Origin of the sequence: Microbacterium sp. MMO-113 (assembly GCF_037148555.1) — a bacterium.
Lineage (GTDB): Bacteria > Actinomycetota > Actinomycetes > Actinomycetales > Microbacteriaceae > Microbacterium.
In genome coordinates this window covers 724034-748967 of the sequence record NZ_JBBCTD010000001.1, presented here as the reverse complement: position 1 = coordinate 748967, position 24934 = coordinate 724034, and the positions used below count along the sequence as shown (strand labels likewise).

Genomic DNA, 24934 nt, shown 5'->3' with positions numbered 1-24934 from the left:
GTCCTGGCGTGGTGCTTCCGCACCCATCCATCCCTTTCGAAGGAACCATCGTGAACATCACGCTGTCACGCAGCACCACCCATCCGCCCGATACCGAGGACCGCGAGGTCCTCCAGATCCCCCGCGACGACGAGCTCCGTGAGCTCGGCATCGCGGACCGCCTCTCGCTCCGGATCGGCCTCTGGCTGTTCCAGCGGGCGCAGCGGCCCCGTCGTCCGCGCCGGTCGTGGACCGTCGATCCCGGCGACCTGTTCCTCGTCGGCGAGCAGCGTCACCGCTCGGCCGCGGAATCGCACGCCCTCCTCATGTACGACATGCAGCGCGGAATGCGCTGACCGGGCGATGACGACCGCCTCGACACCGGCCCGGCGTCCGTCCGTGCACCTGCGGACGGACGCCGGGGCACCCGGCACCTCCTCCTCCCTCCGACACGAAGGACCTGACATGACGACCGCCGCACTGACGATCACGCCGCTGATCGTCCCGGCCACCCTCACCGATGCGAACGCCGCGGACTTTCGCACCTACGGTGCCCTCAACCGACAGATCTGCGACGAGCAGGTCGGTCTCCCCGACCTCGCCCCGGACGCCGCGCAGATGCTGCCGAACTGGCAGGACGACTCCGATGCGCTGGATCTCGGATTCGTCGCCCGGGAGGGGGACGACATCATCGGCATGGTGACCCTGTCCTTCGCGCAGGAGAAGGACGCGCGCGCCGCGGAGATCGACCTCCTCGTTCCGGCCGCCCACACCGGGCGCGGTGTCGAGGACGCGCTGCTCGACCGCGCCGAGACCGAGGCGAGGGAGCGCGGTCGGAGCGTCCTCCAGATCTGGACCCTGCACCGGCCCGAGGAGGCCGACCGCATGCTCCGGCCCCGGACCGGCTGGGGACGGGTCCCGGCGACACCGCTGAGCGACGTCGTCGAGGCGCACGGCTTCACGCTGGAACAGGTCGAGCGCAACAGCGAGCTCGACCTGCGCGCCGATCCGGAGCCCCTGCACCGGGCGTTGGACGCCGCGCTCACGGCGGCGGGACCGGACTATCGCGTGGTCGAGTGGCAGCTCCCCACTCCGCCCGAGTTCCGCGCGGGCTACGCCGACATCCTCGCCCGGCTGTCGACCGACGCCCCCAGCGGAGACATGGACTTCGTCGCCGAGGTCTATGACGCGGAGCGGGTGGTCCGCCGCGATGCGCGTCTCACCGGAGCCGGGCAGACGGTCTCCGTGGTGGCGGTGGAGCACGTCCCCACCGGCACGCTGGTCGCGTACAACGAGCTGCTGATCAGCGCGGAGAAGACCGGGACCACCCACCAGTTCGGGACGCTGGTCGCGAAGGATCACCGCGGTCACCGCCTCGGCACGATCGTCAAATGCGCCAACCTCCTGCGCTGGCGGGAGCTCGTCCCGGGATCCACCGTGGTCTCGACGTTCAATGCGGAGGAGAACCGGCCGATGCTCGACATCAACGAGGCGATCGGCTTCGTGCCCGTGTCGTACGCAGGGGCGTGGCAGAAGAAGATCTGACGACGAGCGGTGGTCGTCATCCTCCCGGATGACGGCCACCGCTCAGCTTCATCCGCCGGGCCGACGACACCGGCACGGCCCCACGGCGAGGCTGGGAACATGAACACACCCGTGATCGAAGCCCACGCCCTCGTCAAGACCTACGGTGTCACCCACGCCCTCGCCGGTGTCGACCTCGCGGTGCACCGTGGCGAGTCCGTCGCCATCATGGGCGCGTCGGGCTCGGGGAAGACGACGCTCCTGCACGTGCTGGCGGGAATCACCGCCCCGGACAGCGGCCGCGTGGTCTTCCAGCCCTCGACGGGCACGGCCATCGACGTGACCGCGCTGGGTGAGGCGGCGCGCTCCCGGCTGCGTCGCGAGCGCTTCGGGTTCGTCTTCCAGCAGGGACTGCTGATCCCGGAGCTGACGGCGGTGGAGAACGTCGCCCTCGCCTCGATGATCAACGGCGTCGCCAAGAAGGACGCGCTCCCCCACGCGGCGTCGTGGCTCGCGGCACTGGGCCTCGGCGGCATGGAGGATCGGCGCATCGGCGAGCTCTCCGGAGGACAGGCGCAGCGCGTGGCGATCGCGCGGGCCCAGGCGACGGGTGCGGACCTCGTCTTCGGGGACGAACCGACCGGGGCCCTGGACTCGCACACCTCCGCCGAGGTCATGGACGCGCTCCTGTGGTCCACGACCGGGCAGGGCCGCACCCTCATCGTCGTCACGCACGACGCCGACGTCGCCGCACGCTGCACGCGCACGGTCGCCGTCCGCGACGGCCGTATCCTCGGCTCGGCGGTGAACGCATGAATCTCTCCGTCCTCACCCTGCTTCTGCGCCCCGCTCCCGGACAGCGCAGCGTCCTCGCCCTGCCGATCGTCGCGTTCGGCGTGGTCACGACCCTCGTGCTCACAGTGATCGGCGGCGCCCAGGCCTTCTGGACCTGGACCGACGATGATGCCGTGCTCTACCAGGCTCTCGCCGCCATCGCGCTCGTCCTCCTCGTCGTGCCGCTGACCTCCCTCGGCGGCGCCGCTGCCCGGTTGTCCGCCCGACGCCGCGACGAGAGGCTGTCCACGCTGCGCCTGCTCGGGGTGACCCCGGGAGGGGTCACGACGGCCACCGTCGTCGAGTCGGTCCTCGTCGCCGCCGCCGGCGCCGTCATCGGCATCGGCGGCCACCTGGCCCTGAGCCCGGTGATCGGTCTCATCCCGTTCCGGGGAGAACCGCTCGGCACGCAGGCGGTCATGCTCCCTCCGGCGATGATCGCCGCCGTCGTGGGCGGCGTCCTGCTGCTCGCCGCGGGCAGCGCCGTGGTGGGGCTTCGTCGGGTCGTGATCTCGCCGCTCGGGGTTCGCACGCGCACGGCGCCGACGAACGTGCACTGGATCCGCGCCGTCATCGCGGTCGTGGGCATCGCCACCGCGTTCGTGCTCATCAAGGTCTTCCCCATGATCGGCGGGGTCGTGGCGACCATCGCCGTGCTCGCGGCGATGTTCGCCCTCGCGCTCACGGTGCTGAACCTGCTGGGACCGTGGGTGCTGAAAGTCTCGGCGGGACGCCAGCTCCGGCGGGCGGAGCGCCCGGAGCGGCTGCTCGCCGCTCGCCTCGTTCTCGACTCTCCGAAAGCGGCCTGGCGTCAGGTCGGCGGCATCGCGATGGCGAGCTTCATGGCCGTCTTCGCGGGCACCGGCGTCGCGCTCCTCGACACGATCGGGGCGAGCGACGATCCCTCCAGCATCGCGCTCGCAGAGGACATCCGGACCGGTCTCATCATCACCCTCATCGGGTCGTTCCTCATGGTGGCCGCCTCCGTCGGCGTGAATCAGGCCTCGGACGTGCTCGACAAGAACGACCTGCACCAGAGCCTGCACCACCTGGGCATGCCGGTCGAGACCGTGGACCGCGCGCGCCGTCGCGCGATCATGTCGCCACTGCTGGTCACGGCGGTCGGATCCGCGCTGTGCGCTGCGGTGCTCGTGTTCCCGCTGGTGGGCATCGCGCTGATCGTCGCGCCCCTCTCGCTGATGACCATCGCGACCGTCGTCGCCGTCGGCATCGGTGTCGTGTGGGCGAGCACCTGGGCGACCCGCCCGCTGCTGGATCGCGCGTTCGCTCCGGCGTGAGGAGATGGCGGGCCGGGTGCGTCCGGCCCGCCACGCGCGACTCGGCCCCGGTCAGCGTCTCCGTTGGCAGCGCGGGCAGAAGTGCGAGGAGCGGTTCATGAAAGCGGCACGGGTGATCGGCGTGCCGCAGCGCGGACAGGGCTTCCCTCCGCGACCGTAGGCGTTCAGCGAGTGCGCGAAGTAACCGGCCTGCCCGTTGACGTTGACGTACTGGGCGTCGAAGCTCGTGCCGCCCTCGGCGAGAGCCTTCTGCAGCACGGATCGCACTTCGGCGAGCAGGCGGTTCACCGTCCGAGTCGGCAGGGCGTCGGCCGGCGTCTCCGGATGGATGCGGGCCGCCCACAGCGACTCGTCGGCGTAGATGTTGCCGATGCCGCTCACGACGCCCTGGTCCAGCAGCACCCGCTTGATCGCGCTGTGCCGCCGGGCGAGAGCGGCCCGGAAGACCCGGTCGTCGAAGAACGGGTCGAGCGGGTCGCGAGCGATGTGCGCGACCTGTGTCGGGATGCGGGAGGGGCCGTCGGCGATGAGAGCGTCGACGGCAAGGGAGCCGAACGTCCGCTGATCCGCGAACACGATCGCGAGCTCCCCGTGTCGCGGGTGCTCGATGCCCAGACGGATCCGCTCGTGGCGCTCGGACGGCGCGTCCGGCGCGCGGAGCAGCATCTGACCGCTCATGCCCAGATGCGCGATCAGCGCGGAGTCATCGGAATCGAGAGGCAGCCAGAGGAACTTGCCGCGCCGCGCGGCCGCCGTGAAACGGCGACCCTCCAAGCGCTGCACGAAGTCCGCGGCTCCGGCGGTGTGCCGGGTGAGGGCGCGTTCGTCGAAGACGCTGACGCCCGTGATGACGGCATCCACGGCAGCCGGTGCGAGGCCGGAGCGGACGACCTCGACCTCGGGGAGCTCAGGCACGCTCGCTGAGCGTGCGCCAGGCGCTGAGGGCCGCGGCCATCTCCGCCGTCTTCTTGCTGCTGCCGGCGCCCGTCATCCGCACGTCGCCGACGGCGACGGTCGCCGTGAAGCGCCGGTCGTGGTCGGGGCCGCTGGCCTCGACCGAGTACTGCGGCGGCGTGGCGCCGAGGCGGGCCGCGAGCTCCTGCAGGCTCGTCTTCGGGTCCATCGCCGCGCCGTACCGCTCGGGGTCGGCGAGCAGCGGCTCGGTCAGACGCAGGACGAGCGCCGTCGCAGCCTCGGGCCCGGCGGACAGATAGGTGGCGCCGATGACGGCCTCCATGGTGTCCGCGAGGATCGAGTCCTTGTCGCGCCCACCGGTCTGCTCCTCACCGCGCCCGAGCAGCAGGTGGCTGCCGAGATCGATGCCGCGAGCGACCTCCGCCAGCGCGACCGTCGACACGACGCTCGCCCGGCGCTTCGCCAGCTCCCCCTCGTCGAGCTCGGGGTGCCGCGTGAACAGCATGACGGTCACGGCCTGACCCAGCACCGAGTCGCCGAGGAACTCGAGACGCTCGTTGTGCGGGATGCCGCCGTGCTCGTACGCGTAGGAGCGGTGGGTGAGGGCCAACTCCAGAAGCTCCGCGTCGATATCGACGCGGAGCTTATCTGGGAGAGGCCTCGTCCCCCCGGGGACCTCCGTCACGGCTCGCGACTCAGACGTCGGCGACCTTGCGGCCCTTGTACTCGAGGAAGAGCTCGGTGCCCTGCGAGTCGGTGACGACCTTCGCCTGGTGCGGACGGCTGTAGACGACCTTGCCGTTCTCGATGGTCTTGACGAGCGCGGGGGCCTCGGCCTTCCACTGCGCGCGGCGCGAGCGGGTGTTCGAACGGGAGACCTTGCGCTTCGGGGGGTTACCAGCCATGACTAGCTCTCTTCTTTCTCGGCGGCACCGCGTTCTGCCGTGCCGTCCTGGTCTGTGATCTGCTGGAGCGCGCTCCACCGAGGATCGATGGGAGCGGCCTGCTCCGTTCCGGTGCTCTCGGTCAGCCTCTCGCCTGTGACCGGGTCGAGCCCGAGGCAATCCGGCTGACACACCGGCTGAAAAGGAAGGGCCAGTACGGCCGCATCCCTGACGAGAGTTTCAAGATCCACGTGGTCGTCTTGAACCTCGAAGTCAGTTTCTTCCTCACCAGGATACGCGAAAAGCTCCTGGAACTCGACTTCGACGGGCCGAGCGATGTCGGTGAGGCATCGACCGCACACGCCGACGTACTCGCCCTCCGCCTCTCCGGTGACGAGGATGCCCTCGTGGACGGACTCCAGCCGCACGTCGAGATCGAGTTCCGAGCCCGCCTCGAAGGAGACGATGCCCTCCCCCCACTGCTCCGTCAGGGGCACCGAGAAGGAGTGCTCGCGCATCTCCCCCGGGCGCCGGACGATGTCACGGACGGGGAGGACGAAAGGGCTGTTGAGTCGGGAACGCACCCCGCCATGCTACCCGGGTCACCGGTGAGGAGGGCCGGGAGACCGCCGGGAACGGGACCGCGATCCCCGATCAGATCCCGCGCGCGCCGGTGTCCAGGAACGAGGCGACAGCCGGCGGGACGAACGGCGAGACGTCGCCCCCGAGACCGGCGACCTGACGCACCAGCGAGCTCGAGACCATCGCATGCGCAGGATCGGGCAGCAGGAAGACGGTCTCGATGTCGGCGAGGTGTCGGTTGACGATCGCCATGGGCGACTCGTACGCCACGTCGACCTGCGAGCGGATGCCCTTCACGAGCACACCGGCGTTCACGTCGCGCGCATAGTCGACGAGGAGTCCCATGCTCCAGGATCCGATGACGATGTTGCCCGCCATGCCGTCCTCGGCGATCGAACGCTCCAGGAGGGAGAGCCGCTGCGCGATCGGCAGCATCGCCTCCTTGCCCGGGTTGTGCACCACGAGCACATGCAGCTCGTCGTAGAGGGCGGCCGCGCGCCGGATCACGTCGAGGTGACCCAGGGTCGGCGGATCGAAGGAACCCGGGACGACGGCGATCCGGCTGCTCATGGAATCCAGCCTAGGGCACCCGGAACGGCGATCAGTTCTTCGCGAGCGCCGCGCGATCCTCGTCGGTGACGCGCCGTCCGATGGCCTCCCGGAGCCCGGGGTGAGCGGCCAGCTCGGGGTCGGCAGCGAGGATGTCCTCCGCGAGCTCGCGGGCCCGGGTGATGAGAGCGGCATCCTTGACGACGCGCAGCAGCTTGAGGGACGACCGCACCCCGGCCTGTGCCGCGCCGAGCACGTCGCCTTCGCCGCGGAGTTCGAGGTCGACCTCGGCCAGCGCGAACCCGTCGAGGGTGGCGGCGACCGCGTCGACACGCTCACGGGCCACCGATCCGGCCTCGGCCTCCGTGACGAGCAGGCACAGCCCCGGGACTCCTCCTCGGCCCACCCGACCGCGGAGCTGGTGCAGCTGGGAGACGCCGAAGCGGTCGGCGTCCAGCACGATCATCGTCGAGGCGTTGGGGACGTCCACACCCACCTCGATGACGGTCGTCGCGAGGAGGAGGTCGATCTCCCCGCGGGCGAAGGCCTGCATGACGGCGTCCTTCTCCTCCGAGGGCATCTTCCCGTGGAGCACCGCACGTCGCAGACCGCCGAGGGTCGGATGCGTGGCCAGCGCCTCGTCGAGCTGCACGACACCCCACCGAGGGCCTTTGCCGCTCTCCGGGGCGAGCAGCGCCTGCTCCCCCGCCTCGGCCGTCTTCGCCGCGGTGTCGATGGCCGCGCAGACCGCGAACACCTGCCGCCCCTTCGCGATCTCCTCCGCCGCCCGTTCCCACACCCGGTTGAACCAGCCCGGGTGCTCGGCCAACGGCGCGACGTACGACTCGATGCCGGCGCGCCCCGCCGGCATCGTGCGGATGACCGAGGTGTCGAGGTCGCCGAAGACCGTCATCGCGACCGTCCGCGGGATCGGCGTCGCGGTGAGGACGAGCGCGTGCGGGCTTGACCCCTTCGCCCGCAGCGCCTCCCGCTGCTCGACCCCGAAGCGGTGCTGCTCGTCGACCACGACGAGACCGAGATCGGCGAACGTGGTCTTCTCCCCGAGGAGCGCGTGGGTGCCGACCACGATCAGCGCCTGGCCGGAGGCGACGCGCAGCGCGGCCTTGCGGCGATCCGCCGCCGGCATCTGCCCGGTGAGCAGCGTCGGCATCAGCAGCGGGGCGAGCTGCGGGCCGAGCATCTTCGTGATCGAACGCAGATGCTGCCCCGCGAGGACCTCCGTCGGGGCGATCAGGGCCGCCTGTCCGCCGCTCTCGGCGACCTGGAGCATCGCCCGCAGGGCGACCAGCGTCTTTCCCGAACCGACCTCGCCCTGCACGAGCCGGTTCATCGGCCAGGAGCCGACGAGGTCGTCTGCGATCTGGGCGCCGACCGTCTCCTGATCCGGCGTGAGCGTGTAGGGCAGAGCAGCGTCGAAGCGCTCCAGGAGCCCTCCAGGTGCCGCCAGCCGCGAGGTGGCGGCGAGGGCACGCACGGCGTCGCGTTGCTGGAGCAGGGCCGTCTGCAGCGTCAGTGCCTCGTGCATGCGCAACGTGCGGACGGCGGGGTCGATGTCGTTGCGGGAGCGCGGGCGGTGGATCGCCTCCAACGCCTCCCGCGCCGTCAGCAGCTCCTCGCGGGTGCGGATCTCCGGCGTCAGTGGGTCGGGGACGGTCGGGAGGTCGTCGAGGACGCGCCCGACGAGCCGGGCGATCTGCCACGTCTGGATCGCGGAGGTGGCCGGGTAGATCGGGATCGGCACGGCCGCCCTGGCATCCGCCCGCCGGCGTGCCGCGTCCTCGTCGTCGAACAGCTCGTACTCCGGGTGCGCGAACTGCGTCATCCCGTTGAACTCGCCGACCTTGCCGGAGAAGACCCCTCGGCGCCCGACAGCCAGATCCTTGGAGCGCCACTCCGCCGCGCCGACGTTCTTCGCGAAGAAGGTCAGCGACATGCGACCGACGCCGTCGCCGATGACGACGTCGACCATGGCTCCCGGCCGGTTGCGCATCCGGCGGAAGCTCGACGAGAGCACCTCGGCCACGATCGTGACGGTCTCTCCGATCGGGAGGTCGCAGATGGGGGTGAGCTCCCCCGGGTCGGCGTACCGGCGCGGGTAGTGCCCGAGCAGGTCGCCGACGGTCTTCATGCCGAAGGCCCGGTCGAGCGTCTTGGCCGACGCCGCGCCGAGGGCCTCCTCCAGCGAGGATTCGAGCGTGAGCGACATGCTCCGAGTCTAGGGAACCGCACGGACACGACCGTCCGCGGCCTGTCGTATCGTGAACGGGTGACGAGGATCATCGCCGGAACGGCACGCGGCACCCGGCTCGACGTCCCCGGCGCCGGGACCAGGCCCACCAGCGACCGCGTGCGCGAATCGCTGTTCGGCGCCCTGGAGTCGCTCGACGCGGTCGCGGACGCCCGGGTGCTCGACCTCTACGCAGGCTCGGGGGCGCTCGGGCTCGAGGCCCTGAGCCGCGGCGCCCGGAGCGCCGACCTCGTCGAGCGCGGGCGGCAGGCCGCAGCCGTCGTGCGGCGCAACGTCGCGGCCGTCGCGAAGGCCTCCGGCACCGCGACCGCACGGGTGCAGGAGGCGACCGTCCGGGCGTTCCTCGGGCGGACGACCGGCCCGTACGACCTCGTTTTCACCGATCCGCCGTACGACATCGACGATGAGGCGATGGACGGCGACCTCGCCGCCCTGGCTCCGCTGCTCAGCGACGACGCCGTCGTGGTCGTGGAGCGCGCCCGGCGTTCGTCCACACCCGACTTCGCCGCGGCCGGGCTCCGGGTGTTCCGGGAGAAGACCTACGGCGACACGACCCTCTGGTGGGCGGAGCCCGACCGCGAGGACACCGCCTCCGCCACGGCTCAGCCGGCGACGGAGTCCCAGTCCCGGTAAGGATCCCAGCCGCTGACGTCCACGGGACCGTCGTCGCAGAGCAGGTCCACCTCGCCGCGCGGACGCACGACACCGATGACGCGGAAGCCCGGGGGCAGCACACCGTCCGGGAACGTCGCGAGCAGGGCGTGGTCCTCCCCGCCCGCGAGCGCGCGCTGCGGGTTCGCGCCGAGCGCTGCGCCGTCCAGCGCGAGGGTGACCCCGGAGGCGCCCGCGAGCCGACGCGCGTCGAGCGCGAGCCCGTCCGAGACATCCATCATCGCGGTCGCCCCGGCCGCTGCCGCGACCACGCCGAGGCCGATGGGCGGTGACGGTCGCAGTTGCGCCTCGACCGCAGCGCTCTCCCCGGACGCGAGAGCCGCGGGATCGACCGGCACCGGTGTCTTGCCGTCCCGGAAGCGTCCGAACAGCACCGCCAACCCGTGTGCGGCATGACCCAGCTCTCCGGCGACGGCGACGACATCACCCGGTCGCGCCCCCGCCCTGGTCACCGGCGGGCGCCCTTCGAGGTCGCCGAGCGCCGTCACAGCCACCGTGAGCACCTCGGACACCGTGAGGTCGCCGCCGACCACCGCGCACCCGGGGGCGAGCGCCGCGCAGGCATCGCGGAAGCCGTCGGCCAGGCGCTCCACGAACGACAGTCGGAGGTCGCGCGGCACGGCCAGAGCCACGAGCAGCGCGGTCGGGCGTGCGCCCATGGCGGCGATGTCGGCGAGGTTGACCGCCGCCGCCTTCCAGCCGAGGTCATACCCGCTCGTCCAGGCCAGCCGGAAGTCCGGACCGTGCACGAGCGTGTCCGTCGTCGCGACGACCGATGCCGAGGGGGCGGCGACCACGGCGGCATCGTCCCCGGGACCGAGGAGCGTGTGCGCGCCCGGCGCAGTGCGCTGGAGGATGGCGCGGAGGATGCGCCCCTCCGAGAGATCTCCCAGGCGCGGATCGTCGGAGTCGGGTCGGGAGGGCATGTCGTCAAAGGTAGCCTGGATACATGCTTCGTTCCCGCCACCTCGCTGCCGTCGCGGGGGCGATCGCTCTCGCCGCCGGACTCACCGGATGCTCCACCACCGTGCACCTCGAGCCGGCGGCCGACGCGAACGACCCGGCCTGCGCGAACGTCTCCGTGCTCCTGCCGGACAGCGTCGGCGGGTACGAGCGCGTGTGGACCGACGCGCAGGCCACGGGCGCGTGGGGGGATCCCACGGTCGTCCTGCGCTGCGGGGTGGAGCCGCCCGCTCCGTCCGACCTCGTCTGCACCACTCTGGGCGGCGTCGACTGGTTGGTCCTGGAGCAGGAGGAAGAGCGCCAGCGCCTCGTCACCTACGGTCGCGAGCCGGCCGTCGAGGTGATCATCCGCCGCGGCGAGCAGGTCGACTTCCAATCGATCGTCGACAGCCTCTCGTCGAACATCCAGTCCGGGCTCGCGCCGGCCACCGCGCAGTGCACGGACCGTGTGGAGTTCCCCGCGAGCTGAGCGCGCGGGGAATCGTCCACGTCAGCGACGCAGGCCCGCCTCGACGAGCTCGGTGATGAGGTCGCCGTAGCTCAGTCCGGAGGCGACCCAGCACTTCGGGAACATCGAGATGGGCGTGAAGCCGGGCATGGTGTTGAGCTCGTTCACGACGAGCTCGCCGGTCGGGGTGAGGAACATGTCCACCCGGGCGAGGCCGCGACCGTCGACCGCCCGGAAGGCCCGCACGCCGGCCTCCTGAACCGCGGCCACCTCGGCGTCGGTCAGCTCCGCCGGGCACACCACCTCGACGCCGTCACCGCCGAGGTACTTCCCCTCGAAGTCGTAGAAGCCGCGGTCGCTCAGCACGATCTCGCCGGGGAGGGAGGCGCGGACGCCGTCGGCCGTCTCGAGGACAGCCACCTCGATCTCCCGCCCGGTGACGCCGGCCTCGATGAGCACCTTGTCGTCCTCGGCGAACGCGATCGCGAGGGCGGCGTCGAGTTCCTCCGGCGCCGACACCTTCGAGACGCCGACGCTCGACCCGGCGCGCGCCGGCTTCACGAAGACGGGCAGGCCGAGGTCGGCAGCGCGGGCGCGGAGGGCATCAGGATCGGCGTCCCAGTCCCGGCGACGCACGGTCACGCCCTGCGCCACCGAGATCCCAGCGGCCTGCAGGGCGATCTTCATGAAGTGCTTGTCCATGCACAGCGCCGAGTCGAGGACGCCGCCGCCGGCGTACGGGACCTCGAGCGTGTCGAAGTAGCCCTGGATCGTGCCGTCCTCGCCGTGGGGTCCGTGCAGGATCGGCAGCACGACGTCGATCTCGCCGAGCCCCTCGGTCTCGCCGCCCGGGTGCACGACCCGCAGGGTGCGATCGCCGCCGGGTTCCGGCCAGAGCACCCGGGTGCCGTTGTCGACGACCTCCGGGAGATGTGCGGCGTCGAGCGGGAACTTCGCCGGGTCGTCGTCCTCCAGGACGAAGGCGCCCTCGCGGGTGATCCCCACCGGGATCACGGCATACCGGTCACGATCGATCGCGCCCAGCACTCCCCCCGCCGTTGCGGAACTGATCGAATGCTCGCTGGAGCGCCCTCCGAAGAGCACCACCACCGTCTGCTTGTCCATGGTTGGTCCTCTCCCCCTGCGGGGTGTCGTCGTCCGTCGTGAGGTGCGGGGCGATGTCCCGGGGATCCATCTTGCCGTCGAGCACCATCTTCACCTGCTCCACGATCGGCATGTGCACATCGGCTTCGCGGGCGAGCTGCAGCACGGGAGCGACCGAGGCCAGACCCTCCGCGGTCTGCTGCATCTGCTTCACCACATCCTGGAAGCTGTAGCCCTGTCCGAGCAGCCGCCCGGCCGTGTTGTTGCGGCTCAGCGGCGACTGACATGTCGCGATGAGGTCGCCGAGCCCCGCCAGCCCCTGCAGGGTCTCCGGCTGGGCACCGTTCGCGACTGCGAAGTCGGTCATCTCGACGAGGCCGCGGGTGATGATCGACGCCTTCGTGTTCTCGCCGTAGCCGACGCCGTCGACGATTCCGATGGCGACGGCGATGAGGTTCTTGAGCACCCCGCCGAACTCTGTGCCGATGACGTCCGTGTTCACGAACGTCCGGAAGTAGGAGTTGCGCGCGGCCCGAGCCACGACGTCCGCCGTCTCCTGGCTGCGCGACGAGATCACGGCCGCGGTCGGCTGCTCCCGCGCGATCTCCAGGGCGAGATTCGGTCCGGAGGCCACGGCGATCCGGTCGGGATCGCACTGCAGCTCCTGCTGGATGACCTGGCTCATGCGCAGGCCGGTGCCCCGCTCGACGCCCTTCATGAGGCTGACGATCTTGGCGTCGCCCGTGGCGATCAGCGGGCGCAGCGCCTTGAGGTTCTCCCGCAGCGACTGGCTCGGCACGGACAGGTACACCTGGTCGACGCCGTCGAGCGCCGTCGCCAGCTCGTGTGTGGCCGCCATCGTCCGGGGCAGATTGATGCCCGGCAGGTAGCGAGAGTTGCGCTTCGCCTCGTCGATCTCATGCGCCAGTTCCGCACGGCGCGCCCACATCGTCACGTGGGCGCCGCCGTCGGCGAGGATCTTGCCGAACGTGGTGCCCCAGCTGCCGGCGCCGATCACGGCGACGCGGGGTCCGGCCGGCACGGTTCTCTTAGGGGTCAAGGCGTCCGGTCTCCTTCTGGCCGTGGCTCGCCGGGTTCCAGCGCTCCGCGGGGGCCTTCTCACCGCGCACCTGCTCCAGCAGCGCGGTGATCGCGTTCATGAGTCGGTTGGTGGCTTCCGTGAGAGCCGCCGGCTCGCCGGCGCGACCGCGGAGGTCGGAGACGTCGACGGGGTCGCCGACGATCACGGTCACGGGCTTGCGGAGCGGCCAGAGGCTCAGCCCCTTCTGGTAGCGGCCCATGATCGCCTGGGTGCCCCACTGCGCCATCGGGATGAGCGGGATGCCGTCGGCGAGGGCGAGCCGCACCGCCCCCGACTTGCCGCGCATCGGCCACATGTCGGGGTCACGGGTGAGCGTGCCCTCCGGGTACACGATGACACCGCGGCCGTGCTCCACGAGAGCTGCCGACTGGGCCATCGTCTGCTTCGCGGACGACGCCGACGAGGTGCGTGCGACCGGGATCATCCCCGTCTTGCGCAGGAACCACCCGAGCACGGGCACGCGGAAGAGGCTCTCCTTGGCCATGAACCGCGGAGCGCGCCCGATCCGCCAGACCGCCAAAGCGACGATCAGCGGGTCGAACTCCGAGTAGTGGTTCGGGGCCAGGACGAACGCGCCCTCTCGCGGGACCTTCTCCGCACCGATGATGCGGACCTTCGCGATCAGCGACACCAGCGGGACGACGATCGCCGCGAGCGGCCAGAACACGCTCGGCCGGGTCTTCTCCGGAGACCGGGAAGCCATGGGGCTCACCGGAGGACGTCGAAGTCGGCGCCGAGCGCGTCGAGCTTGGCGAGGAACTTCTCGTATCCGCGGCTCAGGATGTCGACGCCCGACACCTTCGACTCGCCCGTGGCCGTCAGGGCCGCGATCACGTGGCTGTAGCCGCCGCGCAGGTCGGGCACCACGATGTCGGCGCCGTGCAGAGGCGTGGGACCGGTGATGACGGCTGCCTGTTCCAGATCACGACGCGGCACGCGCCGGGGCCCGTCCTGCAGACCGCGCGGGTGCACGACGATGTCGGCGCCCATCTTGACCAGCGCCTCGGTGAAGCCCATCCGGTTCTCGTACACGGTCTCGTGCACGACCGAGCGGCCGTGGGCCTGGGTGAGCGCGACGACGAGCGGCTGCTGCCAGTCGGTCATGAAGCCCGGGTGCACGTCGGTCTCGATCACGACCGGCTTGATGTCGCCATCGCGACGGAAGAGGATCCCGTCCTCCTGGATGTCGAACCAGCCGCCGGCCTTGCGGAAGACGTTGAGGAAGGTCAGCATCTCCTGCTGCTTGGCACCGCCGACGAAGATCTCGCCGTCCGTGGCCAGAGCGGCCGACGCCCACGAGGCCGCCTCGTTGCGGTCGAAGATCGACCGGTGGTCATAGCCGCGGAGCTTCTCGACACCCTCGATGAGGATGACGCGGTTCGGCTCGTAGGAGATGATCGCGCCCATCTTCTGCAGGACGGCGATCAGGTCCATGATCTCCGGCTCGATCGCCGCGTTGCGGAGCTCGGTGATGCCCTCGGCGCGCACCGCGGTGAGGAGCACCTGCTCCGTGGCGCCGACGCTCGGGTAGGGCAGGTGGATGTTCGCGCCGTGCAGGCGGGTCCCTCCCGTCGAGAGGCGGATGCCGCTGGGCAGCTTCTCGACGATCGCCCCGAACTTGCGGAGAGCGTCCAGGTGGAAGTCGATCGGACGGTCGCCGATGCGGCAGCCGCCGAGGTCGGGGATGAACGCCTGACCCAGGCGGTGCAGCAGCGGGCCGCAGAAGAGGATCGGGATCCGCGAGGCGCCCGCGTGGGCGTCGATCTCCTCGAAATGCGCCGACTCGACGTCACTGGGGTCGAACACCAGCGAGCCGGGCTCGTCTCCCTCCGACACCCGGACCCCGTGCACCTCGAGCAGCGAGCGCACCACGGCGACGTCGCTGATGGCCGGCACGTCGCGCAGGACGCTCGTGGTCTCCCCGAGCAGGGACGCGACCATCGCCTTGGTGGCGAGGTTCTTCGCGCCCTTCACGTCGACGCGTCCGCGCAGCGGACGACCTCCACGGATGGCGAGGACGTCTCCGGTCAGCGCGGGGACGTCGTCGGAGAGAGCGTCGCGCACGGGTGTCGTCATTCGGGGCCTCACTTCGTTCATCGGGGGCGGGGTTACCCCTGGCTCCCCCGCCCCCTCCGTCTCACTGGACGGGGAGGGTCCGCGGCCGCCACGACTCGCGACGGGCCTCGAACTGCGCGATCTTGTCTTCGTTGCGCAGCGTGAGCCCGATGTCATCGAGCCCTTCGAGGAGCCGCCATCTAGTGTAATCGTCGATCCCGATGTCGGCCTGGAAGCCGGCCTCCGCGCCCCCGGTGGGGTCGCCGATGGCGGCAGTGCGCGCCTCGAGGTCGACGGTCATGCGCGCACCGGGATCAGCGTCCATGAAGGCCCAGAACCGTTCCAGGTCCGCTTCGGAGATGGTCGCCGCGAGGAGGCCCTGCTTGCCCGCGTTCCCGCGGAAGATATCGGCGAACCGGGGGCTCAGCACGACCTTGAAGCCGAAGTCGCGAAGGGCCCAGACCGCGTGCTCACGGCTGGAACCGGTGCCGAAGTCGGGGCCGGCGACGAGGATGGACGCTCCCTGGTACGGCGCCTGGTTGAGCACGAAGGCGGGATCCTGACGCCAGCCGTGGAAGAGCGCGTCCTCGAAGCCCGTCTTGGTGACGCGCTTGAGGAACACCGCAGGGATGATCTGGTCGGTGTCGACGTTCGACCGCTTCAGCGGCGCAGCGATGCCCGTGTGGGTGGTGAACTTCTCCATGGTCAGGCCTCCAGATCGCTCGGGCTGGACAGGGTGCCGCGGATGGCGGTCGCCGCCGCGACGAGCGGCGACACGAGGTGCGTGCGGCCGCCCTTGCCCTGGCGCCCTTCGAAGTTGCGGTTCGAGGTGGAGGCGCAGCGCTCCCCCGGGGCGAGCTGATCGGGGTTCATGCCCAGGCACATCGAGCACCCTGCGAAGCGCCACTCCGCCCCGAAGTCCTTGATGACCTGATCCAGCCCCTCGGCCTCGGCCTCCAGTCGCACGCGGGCGGAGCCGGGCACCACCATCACCCGGACGCCGTCTGCCTTCTTCTTGCCCTGGATGATGGAGGCGAAGGCCCGGAGGTCCTCGATGCGGCTGTTCGTGCACGAGCCCATGAACACCGCGTCGACCGGTACCTCTTTCAGGGGCGTTCCCGGCGTCAGGTCCATGTACTCCAGAGCCCGCTCGGCCGCGGCCCGCTCGTTCGGGTCGGCGATCTCCGCCGGGTTCGGCACCGTGGCGGAGAGCGAGCTGCCCTGACCGGGGTTCGTCCCCCACGTCACGAACGGCTCCAGCTCGTCGGCGTCGATGAAGACCTCGGCGTCGAACGTGGCGCCCTCGTCGGTCGGCAGCGTGCGCCAGTAGGCGACGGCGTCGTCCCAGTCCTGGCCCTTCGGCGCGTGCGGACGGCCCTCGAGGTAGGCGAACGTCGTCTCGTCCGGAGCCACCATGCCGGCGCGCGCACCCGCCTCGATGGACATGTTGCAGATCGTCATGCGGCCCTCCATGGAGAGCGCGCGGATCGCGCTGCCGCGGTACTCGAGCACGTAGCCCTGACCGCCGCCGGTGCCGATCTTGGCGATCACGGCGAGGATGATGTCCTTCGCCGTGACGCCGGGACGCAGCGTGCCCTCGACGGTGATGGCCATCGTCTTGAACGGCTTCAGCGGCAGCGTCTGGGTCGCCATGACGTGCTCGACCTCGCTGGTGCCGATGCCGAACGCCATCGCGCCGAACGCACCGTGCGTGGACGTGTGCGAGTCGCCGCAGACCACGGTGATGCCGGGCATGGTCAGGCCGAGCTGCGGGCCGACGACGTGCACGATGCCCTGCTCCGCGTCCCCCAGCGAGTGCAGACGCACGCCGAACTCGGCGGCGTTGCGGCGCAGCGTCTCGATCTGCGTGCGGCTGGTCAGGTCGGCGATGGGCTTGTCGATCTCCCACGTCGGCGTGTTGTGGTCCTCTGTGGCGATGGTGAGGTCGAGCCGGCGGAGCGGGCGCCCCTCGCTGCGGAGGCCGTCGAAGGCCTGCGGGCTGGTGACCTCGTGCACGAGGTGCAGGTCGATGTAGATGAGGTCGGGCTGGCCGTCCTCGCCCTTGACGACGAGGTGGTCATCCCAGACCTTCTCGGCGAGGGTCCTGGGGCGTGCGGAATCCGCACCGGCGGTGGTGGTCATGGCGTGTCTCCTGTGGATGGCGGTTCGGCCCACGATGGACTCCGCGACGAGGAGGGGCTCAGATCGAGGTCTCGCCGCGGCCGCTAAGAAGGAGCACGGTCCGCATGACGTCAGGTTACCACCGCTGGGACACGCCGAGACACGCCGTGACACTCTGTTGCTCACCCGACCGACCGAGAGGCCCCGCATGACCGCCGACACCGCCCGTTTCGCCACCCGCGCCGTGCACGCCGCGAGAGGCCGGGCCGCTGCCGCCTCCCGCGTGACCCCGATCTATCTGACGGCCGGGTTCGAATTCGACGACTTCGATCACGCTGCCGACCACTTCGGCACGGGCACCGGATTCGGGTACACGCGCACCGGGAACCCCACCGTGCATGCGGTGGAGCGGCAGCTCGCGAGTCTGGAATCCGGTGCCGACGCCGTCCTCGTGGCCAGCGGACAGGCCGCGGTGACGACCGCCCTGCTCTCGGTCGTGGGGGCCGGCGACCATATCGTCTCCTCGACCCACATCTACGAGGGCACCCGCGGGCTGTTCCTGGACAACCTCGCCCGCCTCGGCATCGAGACGACGTTCGTGGATGACATCGCGGACCCGGATGCCTGGCGCGACGCCGTGCGCCCGACGACCAGGGCGCTGTTCGCGGAGTCGCTCGCGAATGCGCGGAACGACATCCTCGACGTGGCGGCGGTCAGTGCCGTGGCCGACGAGATCGCCGTCCCCCTGATCGTCGACAACACCCTGGCCACCCCGGCCCTCCTCCGGCCGCTGGAGCACGGTGCGGCCATCGTGGTGCACTCCGCGTCGAAGTTCCTCGCGGGCCAGGGCGCGGTGCTCGGCGGCGTGGTGATCGACGACGGCCGGTTCGATGCCGAGCGCGCCGGGCACAATGCCCCGCACCTCGTGCTGCCGGGGCGGGGCGGCGCACCCAGCGTCTTCGCGCGGCACGGCGGCCGCGCCCGCATCGGGTACGCCAGGGAGTCGGTGGCCCCGCGGTTCGGTGCGTCCCCCTCGCCCCTCAACGCGTTCCTCATCGGCCAGGGCACCGAGACGCTCGGCCTGCGTGTGGAGCGCCAGTCGCAGAACGCCCTCGCCGTCGCCCGCTGGCTCGCCGCTCACGACGCCGTGGAGAGCGTGGACTACGTCGGCCTGCCCTCGCATCCTCACCACGAGACCGCGCTGCGCTACCTCGAGGGCGGGTTCGGCTCCATCTTCACCTTCACCCTGCGCGGCGGTCTCTCCGCGGCCCGTCGCTTCGTGGAGGAGGTGTCCGTCTTCACGCACATGACGCACATCGGCGACGTGCGGTCGCTCGTGCTGCATCCCGGCACGACCAGCCACGCGCAGCGCACGGACGAGGAACGTCGGACCCTCGGTGTCGGCCCCGGCACCCTGCGGCTGTCGATCGGCATCGAGGATGTCGACGACCTGATCGGCGACCTCGCGCGGGTGCTCGAGAGCGTCAGGGAGACGGTGGCATGAGCCGCCTGCAGCACTTCGGGTGGTTCCTCGCCCGGGGCTTCGGCCCTCAGGGGTGGGGGTATCCGTCCCTGGACTGGGACTACGACTGGACGCGCCCGGAGGTCTACCAGGAGGCCGCGCGCACCCTGGAGCAGGCCGGTTTCGACCTCGTGATCATCGAGGACAGCCCCTCGCTCGGGTCGGCGGACACCATCGATCTGCGCGTGCGTCATGCGTTCGGCGGCCCGAAGCACGACCCCCTGCTGCTCGCACCGTACCTCTTCCAGGCGACCCGTCATCTCGGGGTGGTGCCCACGGTGAACCCGGCGGCTTCGCTGCCCTACACGTCGGCCCGTCAGTTCGCGACCCTGCAGCATCTCAGCGGACACCGGCTCGGCCTCAACGTGGTCACCGACACCGGCAGCGCCCGGCACTTCTCCGCGGCCCCGCAGCTCGGCCACGACGAGGCGTACGACCGTGCGGAGGAATGGCTCGCCGGCATCCGCGCGCTCTGGCGGAGCTGGGACGACGGTGCACTGGTCGCCGATCCCGTCTCCGGGGTATACGCGGACGGCACGCGCATGCGTCCGGTGCAGCACCGCGGCGCCCACTACGACTTCGACGGCCCTCTGAACGCCCTGCCCTTCACCGACGGCGAACCGGCCATCGTCTCCCCCGGCGGCTCCGGACGCGGACTGGCGTTCGCGGGGGCGAACTCCGACGTCCAGCTGGCGCTCGCCCCCTTGCACGAGAAGGCGGTGCGGGAGTATCGCCAGCGGGTGCACGACGCGGCTCTCGCCCGCGGACGCCGGGCCGAGGACGTCAAGGTCCTCTTCGCCATCCAGCCCGTGAGCACGGCGTCCGCCGAGGAGGCCGACCGGATCGTGGCCGCCTCCGCCCACCCGGACGACGCCGCGCTCGCACAGATCGCCCGGAAGCAGTCCAGCGACCTGGAGACCGACCTCACGGCCCTCGATCTGGACAGCCCGCTCGACCCCTCGATCTTCGGAGCCCACGTCTCCCGCGGGAGCATCCAGCGGCTCATCGGGGATCGCGGGGAGGATGCCCCGCTCCGCGCGCACCTGACCGCACTCGCCAGGACCGGGCGCCTGCATGATCGCAGCGGCTTCGTGGGCACCGCGGAGGAGTTCGCCGATCTCGTCGAGGAGCTCGGCGAGTGGGGCAACGACGGCGTGCTCCTCTGGGGTGACTTCCATCCGGTCACCCTGCACCGCACCCTTGATGAGCTGGTGCCGATCCTCCGCCGTCGCGGGCTCCTCCGGCGCGAGTACGCGGACGGCGGCCTGCAGGCCAATCTGCAGGCGTTCTGACCCGCGCCTCGCCGGATCAGTCCCGGATCACGGCCGCGCGCTTCTCGGCGCGCTTCTCCCGGGACGACGCGACCAGGCTCGCAATCGTCGCCACGGTCATCGAGACGAGGATCACGGCGAGCGACACCATGTTGTCGATGTCCGGCACCCACTCCACGTGCTCGCCGCCGTTGATGAAGGGGAGCTCGTTGACGTGCAGCGCATGCAGGATCAGCTTGATGCCGATGAACCCGAGGATCACGGCGATGCCGTAGTGCAGGTAGCGGAGGCGGTCCAGGAGGTCGCCGAGGAGGAAGTAGAGCTGGCGCAGCCCCATGAGCGCGAAGATGTTGGCGGCGAAGACGAGGAAGCCGTTGGTCGTGATCTCGAAGATCGCGGGGATCGAGTCGATCGCGAAGATGAGGTCGGTGACGCCGATCGTGATGAACACGATGATCATCGGCGTCCACATCCGCTTCCCGTCGACGGTCGTGCGGATCTTCGAGCCGTCGTAGGTCTCGCTGATGTCGATCCGGCGGCGGAGCAGCCGGACGATGAAGTTCTCGCGCTTGACGTCGTCCTCGTGCTCGCCTTCCGGCATCGCCTGGCGGATGGCCGTGTAGACGAGGAAGGCGCCGAACAGGTAGAAGATCGGCGAGAAGTTCTCGATGATCGTCACGCCGACGAGGATGAACAGCCCGCGCAGGATCAGCGCGATGATGATGCCGACCATGAGCACCTGCTGCTGGAGGCGTCGCGGCACCGCGAACTGCGCCATGATCAGCACGAAGACGAACAGGTTGTCGACGGAGAGGCTGTACTCCAGCGCCCACCCGGTGATGAAGTCCCCGGCGTTCTGCCATCCGCCCACGTTCCCCAGCAGCACCGCGAAGAGCAGCGCGAGGCCCACGTAGAACACGACCCACAGCGTCGACTCCTTGGTGGAGGGGATGTGCGGTCGCAGCCGGATGAGGAGCAGGTCGGCGATCAGGATGATCGTGAGGACGACCATCGACGTGATCTCGAACCAGACAGGGATGTCCACGGGCGCTGTGCACCTTTCGCGAGGGGTCGGGAATGAGTCGAAAGTCTCTCCCCCGCAGATGTGCGGCGCGCGCCCGGAGCAGCGATGTCGGTGCTCGTGATGACGTTACGCGCGGATTCGGGATACTCCCTCTCGCCCGGGCCATGCTACCGGAGGTGGGGGTCGTCGGGACGAGGAAGTCGACATACGACGGCAGATCCGAATCCGTGCTGAGACGATGGGACATCCGCCGACACTCTCCAGGAGAGACACCGAACGGAATCAGGATGCCCGGACAGACGAGTGACCAGCGCTGGGCCGCCCAGGCGGCGACCGGCGATCAGAGCGCCTTCCGCGCCCTGTACCGCGCCCACGTGCGGCCCGTGTACTGGATCGCCCATGGCATCCTCGGCGTCGTCGCCGACGCGGAAGACGTGACGCAGGAGACCTTCGTGGTCGCCTGGCGCAAGCTTCCGGGCCTGGAGCTGCAGGGAGAGTCGATCCTCCCCTGGCTCGCGACGATCTGCCGCTTCCAGGCCGCGAACCGGCTGCGCCAGCGCCGCCGCGACCAGGCGCACACGACGGACGCGGCCGACGACCAGCTCCCCGACGTCGTCAGCGTCGAGGACCAGGTGATCACGGCGGCGCTCGCCGCGAGGATCGCCGCGGAGGTGGGCACCCTGAACGAGCTCGACCGGGAGATCTTCCGGCTGTGCGCGTCCGAGGGCTACGCCTACCAGGCCGCCGCCGACGAGCTCGGTGTGACGCACGCCGTCGTCCGGAACCGTCTCTCACGCGTGCGCACCCAGCTGCGCGGCGCTGTCAAGGAAGTGAGGGACGCATGAACGACCAGACCCCGCAACAGAGCCTCCCGCCCGTGTCCGACGCGACCATCGCACGGATCGAGGAGGCCGTCTTCACCGAGATCCAGGGCGAACGGCCACCTGTCTCGCCGCGCGCAGAGCGCGCCAGGAGACGTCGACGCCGGTGGCTCACCGCCGGCGGGATCGCGGCGGCCTTCGTCGTCGGAGTCCTGGTGACGCCGCCGATCCTCGGCGCCGTGGGCGGGGGCGGCTCCTCCGTGTCCACAGCGGACGGAGTCGTGGGCTGGTCGACCGACGAGGCGGGGTCGGCCGTGCCGGACCGCGCTGTCGAGGGGGCGACCCTGCCCGGTGCCGTCGGATCGGACGCGGCAGCATCCGCGGAAGACGGCCGGGAGATCGTCGCTTCGGCCCAGGCGTCGATGCAGGTGAAGGACATCGCCGAGGCTGCCGCCGCCATCGGCGACCTCGCTGTCGAGCACGGCGGCTACGTCGAGAGCACCGAGGTCGGCAAGGCGGTCGCGTCGGATGCTCCCGCCGAGCGGGTCCCCGCCGACTCCGGATACGGCTGGATCACGGTCCGCGTCCCCGCCGACGACCTGACCACGGTGATCGCCGCCCTCGGCGACACCGGGGAGGTGCTCTCGTCCTCCGTCACGAAGCAGGACGTCACCGCCACCGCGATCGATCTCCGCGCCCGCGTGGAGTCGACCCGCGCCTCGGTGCAGCGGCTGACGGAGCTCATGAGCCAGTCGGGCACGGTCGCCGATCTCATCGAGGCCGAGGTCGCGCTCACCGATCGCCAGGCACAGCTCGAGTCGTACGAACAGCAGCTCGCCGCGCTGGAGGACCAGGTGGCCCTGTCGTCTCTCACCGTGGATCTGTCGAGGGCGGACGCACCGGCCGCGGCGGACCCCGCGGGCTTCGGCGACGGGCTGCGAGCCGGATGGAACGGTCTGGTGGTCTCGCTGAACGCCCTGGTGGTCGCGTTCGGCTTCCTCCTCCCCTGGCTCGCGGTGGCCGCTGTCGTCGTGCTGATCGTCTGGCTTGTCCGTCGCGGCCGACGGCGCCGGAAGGCGGCGGCCGTTTCCCTGCGCACGGAGGAGTAGCCCGCCGTCCCGCGGTATACAAGAAGTCTTGTGCGTCTCCGAACCGCTGCATAGCCTTCGGGGCGTGGAAGACATCTCCGTGATCACCGCCGTGCACCATCCGCTGCGACGACGCATCTACGACTACCTCCTCCTGTACGGCACCTCGCAAGTGACGGCGATCGCCCGCGCGCTCGAGAGTCAGGTCGGCAGCATCAGCCATCACCTCCGGATGCTCGAGCGTGCCGGCATCGTCGAGCGCGCCGCCGACCCGACCGGCGATCGGCGCACGAGCTGGTGGACGGTCGCCCGGCGCGGCCTGACCTGGTCGGTGGAGGACTTCGCCGATTCCCCCGGCGATGCACTCCTCGCCCGGGAGGCGCAGCGGCAGGGCATTCGCATGCAGATCGACCGTCTGCAGCGCTGGCACCGCCGCCGAGGCGACCCCGCCGTCGCGGACTACGACGCCTCCAACACGGAGACCACCGCGTGGGCGACCCCGGAGGAACTGCGGGACCTCTCCACGCGCGTGCTGCGCGTGGTGCGGGAGTGGCAGACCTCGATCGACGAAGGCGACGGCCAGGCGCGCACGCCGGTGTTCTTCTTCGCCCACGCGTTCCCCACGGAGCCGTGATGACCGCGCTCACCCCGCCCGTCGAGCTCTCCCCTCCCCCTCCGTTCCGGCGTGACCGGATGGTGCACGCGTGGATCGGCGTCAAGGCTCTGTCCGACGCCGGCGACGCCGTGTGGACGATCGCGTTGGCGTGGACGGCCGTGCAGATCGCCTCCCCCGCCATCGCCGGACTCATCGTCGCCGCCGGCACGATTCCGCGCGCCATGGTCCTGCTCTTCGGCGGAGTCATCGCGGATCGCGCCGACGCCCGCCGGGTGATGATCGTCTGCAACGCGGTGCGTGTGGGCGTGCTCGTCGCCGCTGCCGTGTGGACGGTCTCGCATGCGCCCACCGTGCCCGTCCTGCTCGCCGCCGCTGTGGCGTTCGGGGTGTGCGACGCGTTCTACGAACCCTCGGCCGGCACCATCGGGCGACAGCTGGTGCGCACCGACGACCTCCCCTCCTACGCGGCTGTCATCCAGACGGCGTCCCGCCTCGGCACGATGGGCGGTGCCGCGCTGGGCGGCCTGCTCGTCGCCCAGGCCGGTCTCGCGGGGAGCGCGTCGGCGAACGCGGTGACCTTCGCCCTGGTCGTCGGGTTCCTGGCGATCGCCCTCCGCCCGCGGTTCCGTCTCGCCCGGGCTCCGCGCACGTCGTCCCTGCGCGCGATCGGCGCGGCGTTCGCCCACCTCGGCGCGAACCCCACGACGCGCACGCTCGTCATCGCCCTCTCCGGACTCAATCTCGCCGTGGGACCCGCCGTCGGCATCGGCCTGGCTCTGCGGGCGCACGACGAGGGGTGGGGGGCTCCCGCGGTCGGCCTCTTCGAGGGCCTGCTCGGCCTCGGCGCCGCCGTGGGCGCTGCCGCGGTCGCGAGATGGCGGCCGCGCCACGAGGCAAGGAGCGGGTTCGGCGCTCTCCTCGTGCAGGGAGCGGGCATCGTCGCGCTCGGGTTCGGCCCCGCCTGGACGGTGGCCGCCGCCGCCACCGTCGTCGGCGCCACCGCGGGCTACGCCTCCGTGCTGCTGAGCGCGACCTTCGCTGCGACGGTGGACACCGCCTTCCTCGGTCGGATGGGCTCCCTCACCCGGCTCGGCGACGACTGCCTGATGCCGCTCGCGATGGCGGGCTTCGGCGCGCTGGCCTCCCTCAGCACCGTCTGGGTGCCGTTCGTCGTGGCCGGTGGCGCGATGATGGCGCTCATGCTCGTGCCGCTCCGGGCTCGCGCGTTCCGTACGCTGTCGCTGCGCGCGGACGACTGACGCGCACGCTCCGGAACGACGAAAGCCCCCCGGA

At 70.9% G+C, this 24934-nt stretch carries 26 protein-coding genes; 12 read left to right on the top strand and 14 right to left on the bottom strand.

Translation table 11 applies throughout. From position 1 onward, the window contains the following. Positions 1-50: 50 nt before the first annotated feature. The 4 genes from WFJ36_RS03530 to WFJ36_RS03515 all read left to right on the top strand — a co-directional run bounded on the left by WFJ36_RS03530 (position 51) and on the right by WFJ36_RS03515 (position 3635). Complete coding sequence (locus tag WFJ36_RS03530) at positions 51-335, top strand: hypothetical protein (RefSeq protein WP_025103325.1); 285 nt, start codon at positions 51-53, stop codon at positions 333-335. Positions 336-444: 109 nt separating this feature from the next. Further along, a complete protein-coding gene (locus WFJ36_RS03525) occupies positions 445-1524 on the top strand; it encodes a GNAT family N-acetyltransferase (RefSeq protein ID WP_336642657.1) in 1080 nt (359 codons plus the stop codon). Positions 1525-1623: 99 nt separating this feature from the next. Further along, positions 1624-2319, top strand: coding sequence for an ABC transporter ATP-binding protein (locus WFJ36_RS03520; RefSeq protein ID WP_336642656.1), 696 nt, complete (start codon positions 1624-1626; stop codon positions 2317-2319). Then, entirely contained in the window at positions 2316-3635 is a 1320-nt protein-coding gene (locus WFJ36_RS03515; protein ID WP_336642655.1) for an FtsX-like permease family protein, read from the top strand. Before WFJ36_RS03520 ends, WFJ36_RS03515 begins: the two co-directional genes overlap by 4 nt. Positions 3636-3686: 51 nt before the next feature. Here WFJ36_RS03515 and mutM read toward each other — a convergent pair whose 3' ends face one another. The 6 genes from mutM to WFJ36_RS03485 form a co-directional block, all read right to left on the bottom strand. After that, entirely contained in the window at positions 3687-4550 is an 864-nt protein-coding gene (gene mutM, locus WFJ36_RS03510) for a bifunctional DNA-formamidopyrimidine glycosylase/DNA-(apurinic or apyrimidinic site) lyase (RefSeq protein ID WP_336642654.1), read from the bottom strand. Next, complete coding sequence (rnc, locus tag WFJ36_RS03505) at positions 4543-5235, bottom strand: ribonuclease III (protein WP_060923098.1); 693 nt, start codon at positions 5233-5235, stop codon at positions 4543-4545. The genes mutM and rnc overlap by 8 nt, the downstream gene beginning before the upstream one ends. Positions 5236-5245: 10 nt before the next feature. After that, entirely contained in the window at positions 5246-5455 is a 210-nt protein-coding gene (gene rpmF, locus WFJ36_RS03500) for a 50S ribosomal protein L32 (RefSeq protein ID WP_013586329.1), read from the bottom strand. Positions 5456-5457: 2 nt separating this feature from the next. Continuing rightward, positions 5458-5952, bottom strand: coding sequence for a YceD family protein (locus WFJ36_RS03495; RefSeq protein ID WP_025103319.1), 495 nt, complete (start codon positions 5950-5952; stop codon positions 5458-5460). A 136-nt stretch (positions 5953-6088) separates the two neighbouring features. Continuing rightward, positions 6089-6586, bottom strand: a complete 498-nt coding sequence (gene coaD / locus WFJ36_RS03490) for a pantetheine-phosphate adenylyltransferase (RefSeq protein ID WP_025103318.1) — start codon at positions 6584-6586, stop codon at positions 6089-6091. A gap of 31 nt (positions 6587-6617) precedes the next feature. Beyond that, positions 6618-8792, bottom strand: coding sequence for an ATP-dependent DNA helicase RecG (locus WFJ36_RS03485; protein ID WP_336642653.1), 2175 nt, complete (start codon positions 8790-8792; stop codon positions 6618-6620). 60 nt (positions 8793-8852) lie between these two features. Between WFJ36_RS03485 and rsmD the strand changes: the two genes are divergently transcribed. Continuing rightward, the gene (rsmD, locus tag WFJ36_RS03480; RefSeq protein WP_071328506.1) at positions 8853-9467 is read left to right on the top strand and encodes a 16S rRNA (guanine(966)-N(2))-methyltransferase RsmD; all 615 of its coding nucleotides are present in this window, start codon (positions 8853-8855) and stop codon (positions 9465-9467) included. Here rsmD and thiL read toward each other — a convergent pair. Beyond that, positions 9437-10432: a thiamine-phosphate kinase gene (gene thiL, locus WFJ36_RS03475; protein WP_336642652.1), complete on the bottom strand. Its 996-nt coding sequence runs from the start codon at positions 10430-10432 to the stop codon at positions 9437-9439. The genes rsmD and thiL overlap by 31 nt on opposite strands. 23 nt (positions 10433-10455) lie before the next feature. Here thiL and WFJ36_RS03470 point away from each other — a divergent pair, with 23 nt between their 5' ends. Next, positions 10456-10938, top strand: coding sequence for a DUF3515 domain-containing protein (locus WFJ36_RS03470; RefSeq protein ID WP_336642651.1), 483 nt, complete (start codon positions 10456-10458; stop codon positions 10936-10938). A 21-nt stretch (positions 10939-10959) separates the two neighbouring features. On the opposite strand, the gene WFJ36_RS03465 is transcribed toward WFJ36_RS03470, so the two are convergent. The 6 genes from WFJ36_RS03465 to leuC all read right to left on the bottom strand — a co-directional run bounded on the left by WFJ36_RS03465 (position 10960) and on the right by leuC (position 17320). Further along, positions 10960-12042: a D-alanine--D-alanine ligase family protein gene (locus tag WFJ36_RS03465; RefSeq protein ID WP_071328503.1), complete on the bottom strand. Its 1083-nt coding sequence runs from the start codon at positions 12040-12042 to the stop codon at positions 10960-10962. Beyond that, the gene (locus tag WFJ36_RS03460; RefSeq protein ID WP_336642650.1) at positions 11942-13063 is read right to left on the bottom strand and encodes an NAD(P)H-dependent glycerol-3-phosphate dehydrogenase; all 1122 of its coding nucleotides are present in this window, start codon (positions 13061-13063) and stop codon (positions 11942-11944) included. The genes WFJ36_RS03465 and WFJ36_RS03460 overlap by 101 nt, the downstream gene beginning before the upstream one ends. Before the next feature lie 7 nt (positions 13064-13070). Continuing rightward, positions 13071-13826 (bottom strand): lysophospholipid acyltransferase family protein, encoded by a 756-nt coding sequence (locus WFJ36_RS03455; RefSeq protein WP_071328501.1) that lies wholly within the window; start codon positions 13824-13826, stop codon positions 13071-13073. A gap of 5 nt (positions 13827-13831) precedes the next feature. Next, positions 13832-15199, bottom strand: coding sequence for a UDP-N-acetylglucosamine 1-carboxyvinyltransferase (murA, locus tag WFJ36_RS03450; RefSeq protein WP_060922898.1), 1368 nt, complete (start codon positions 15197-15199; stop codon positions 13832-13834). Between the two features lie 61 nt (positions 15200-15260). Next, a complete protein-coding gene (gene leuD / locus WFJ36_RS03445; RefSeq protein ID WP_336642649.1) occupies positions 15261-15881 on the bottom strand; it encodes a 3-isopropylmalate dehydratase small subunit in 621 nt (206 codons plus the stop codon). A 2-nt stretch (positions 15882-15883) separates the two neighbouring features. Continuing rightward, positions 15884-17320: a 3-isopropylmalate dehydratase large subunit gene (leuC, locus tag WFJ36_RS03440; protein ID WP_136052180.1), complete on the bottom strand. Its 1437-nt coding sequence runs from the start codon at positions 17318-17320 to the stop codon at positions 15884-15886. A 187-nt stretch (positions 17321-17507) separates the two neighbouring features. Between leuC and WFJ36_RS03435 the strand changes: the two genes are divergently transcribed. Further along, positions 17508-18803, top strand: a complete 1296-nt coding sequence (locus WFJ36_RS03435; RefSeq protein ID WP_336642648.1) for an O-acetylhomoserine aminocarboxypropyltransferase/cysteine synthase family protein — start codon at positions 17508-17510, stop codon at positions 18801-18803. Next, positions 18800-20113, top strand: a complete 1314-nt coding sequence (locus tag WFJ36_RS03430; RefSeq protein ID WP_336642647.1) for an LLM class flavin-dependent oxidoreductase — start codon at positions 18800-18802, stop codon at positions 20111-20113. The genes WFJ36_RS03435 and WFJ36_RS03430 overlap by 4 nt, the downstream gene beginning before the upstream one ends. Before the next feature lie 16 nt (positions 20114-20129). Here WFJ36_RS03430 and WFJ36_RS03425 read toward each other — a convergent pair whose 3' ends face one another. Then, on the bottom strand, positions 20130-21137 hold the full coding sequence (locus WFJ36_RS03425; protein WP_336642646.1) for a TerC/Alx family metal homeostasis membrane protein: 1008 nt from the start codon (positions 21135-21137) through the stop codon (positions 20130-20132). A 266-nt stretch (positions 21138-21403) separates the two neighbouring features. Here WFJ36_RS03425 and WFJ36_RS03420 point away from each other — a divergent pair, with 266 nt between their 5' ends. The 4 genes from WFJ36_RS03420 (at position 21404) to WFJ36_RS03405 (ending at position 24900) form a co-directional block, all read left to right on the top strand. Continuing rightward, positions 21404-21961 (top strand): RNA polymerase sigma factor, encoded by a 558-nt coding sequence (locus tag WFJ36_RS03420; RefSeq protein WP_292789436.1) that lies wholly within the window; start codon positions 21404-21406, stop codon positions 21959-21961. Continuing rightward, positions 21958-23046 carry a DUF4349 domain-containing protein gene (locus WFJ36_RS03415; RefSeq protein ID WP_071328493.1) on the top strand — a complete coding sequence of 363 codons (1089 nt, stop codon included), beginning with the start codon at positions 21958-21960 and terminating at the stop codon, positions 23044-23046. Before WFJ36_RS03420 ends, WFJ36_RS03415 begins: the two co-directional genes overlap by 4 nt. A 64-nt stretch (positions 23047-23110) precedes the next feature. After that, the gene (locus WFJ36_RS03410) at positions 23111-23659 is read left to right on the top strand and encodes a helix-turn-helix domain-containing protein (protein WP_071328492.1); all 549 of its coding nucleotides are present in this window, start codon (positions 23111-23113) and stop codon (positions 23657-23659) included. Next, positions 23659-24900 (top strand): MFS transporter, encoded by a 1242-nt coding sequence (locus tag WFJ36_RS03405; RefSeq protein WP_336642645.1) that lies wholly within the window; start codon positions 23659-23661, stop codon positions 24898-24900. Before WFJ36_RS03410 ends, WFJ36_RS03405 begins: the two co-directional genes overlap by 1 nt. Positions 24901-24934: the final 34 nt, after the last annotated feature.

Coding starts and splice junctions, on each gene's coding strand:
- WFJ36_RS03465 (WP_071328503.1), bottom strand. CDS start 12,042: ATGGACAAGCAGACGGTGGTGGTGCTCTTCGGAGGGCGCTCCAGCGAG.
- WFJ36_RS03495 (WP_025103319.1), bottom strand. CDS start 5,952: ATGCGCGAGCACTCCTTCTCGGTGCCCCTGACGGAGCAGTGGGGGGAG.
- WFJ36_RS03415 (WP_071328493.1), top strand. CDS start 21,958: ATGAACGACCAGACCCCGCAACAGAGCCTCCCGCCCGTGTCCGACGCG.
- WFJ36_RS03420 (WP_292789436.1), top strand. CDS start 21,404: ATGCCCGGACAGACGAGTGACCAGCGCTGGGCCGCCCAGGCGGCGACC.
- WFJ36_RS03525 (WP_336642657.1), top strand. CDS start 445: ATGACGACCGCCGCACTGACGATCACGCCGCTGATCGTCCCGGCCACC.
- murA (WP_060922898.1), bottom strand. CDS start 15,199: ATGACGACACCCGTGCGCGACGCTCTCTCCGACGACGTCCCCGCGCTG.
- WFJ36_RS03485 (WP_336642653.1), bottom strand. CDS start 8,792: ATGTCGCTCACGCTCGAATCCTCGCTGGAGGAGGCCCTCGGCGCGGCG.
- WFJ36_RS03405 (WP_336642645.1), top strand. CDS start 23,659: ATGACCGCGCTCACCCCGCCCGTCGAGCTCTCCCCTCCCCCTCCGTTC.
- WFJ36_RS03430 (WP_336642647.1), top strand. CDS start 18,800: ATGAGCCGCCTGCAGCACTTCGGGTGGTTCCTCGCCCGGGGCTTCGGC.
- WFJ36_RS03470 (WP_336642651.1), top strand. CDS start 10,456: ATGCTTCGTTCCCGCCACCTCGCTGCCGTCGCGGGGGCGATCGCTCTC.
- leuD (WP_336642649.1), bottom strand. CDS start 15,881: ATGGAGAAGTTCACCACCCACACGGGCATCGCTGCGCCGCTGAAGCGG.
- thiL (WP_336642652.1), bottom strand. CDS start 10,432: ATGCCCTCCCGACCCGACTCCGACGATCCGCGCCTGGGAGATCTCTCG.
- WFJ36_RS03515 (WP_336642655.1), top strand. CDS start 2,316: ATGAATCTCTCCGTCCTCACCCTGCTTCTGCGCCCCGCTCCCGGACAG.
- WFJ36_RS03435 (WP_336642648.1), top strand. CDS start 17,508: ATGACCGCCGACACCGCCCGTTTCGCCACCCGCGCCGTGCACGCCGCG.
- WFJ36_RS03455 (WP_071328501.1), bottom strand. CDS start 13,826: ATGGCTTCCCGGTCTCCGGAGAAGACCCGGCCGAGCGTGTTCTGGCCG.
- rpmF (WP_013586329.1), bottom strand. CDS start 5,455: ATGGCTGGTAACCCCCCGAAGCGCAAGGTCTCCCGTTCGAACACCCGC.
- coaD (WP_025103318.1), bottom strand. CDS start 6,586: ATGAGCAGCCGGATCGCCGTCGTCCCGGGTTCCTTCGATCCGCCGACC.
- leuC (WP_136052180.1), bottom strand. CDS start 17,320: ATGACCACCACCGCCGGTGCGGATTCCGCACGCCCCAGGACCCTCGCC.
- WFJ36_RS03520 (WP_336642656.1), top strand. CDS start 1,624: ATGAACACACCCGTGATCGAAGCCCACGCCCTCGTCAAGACCTACGGT.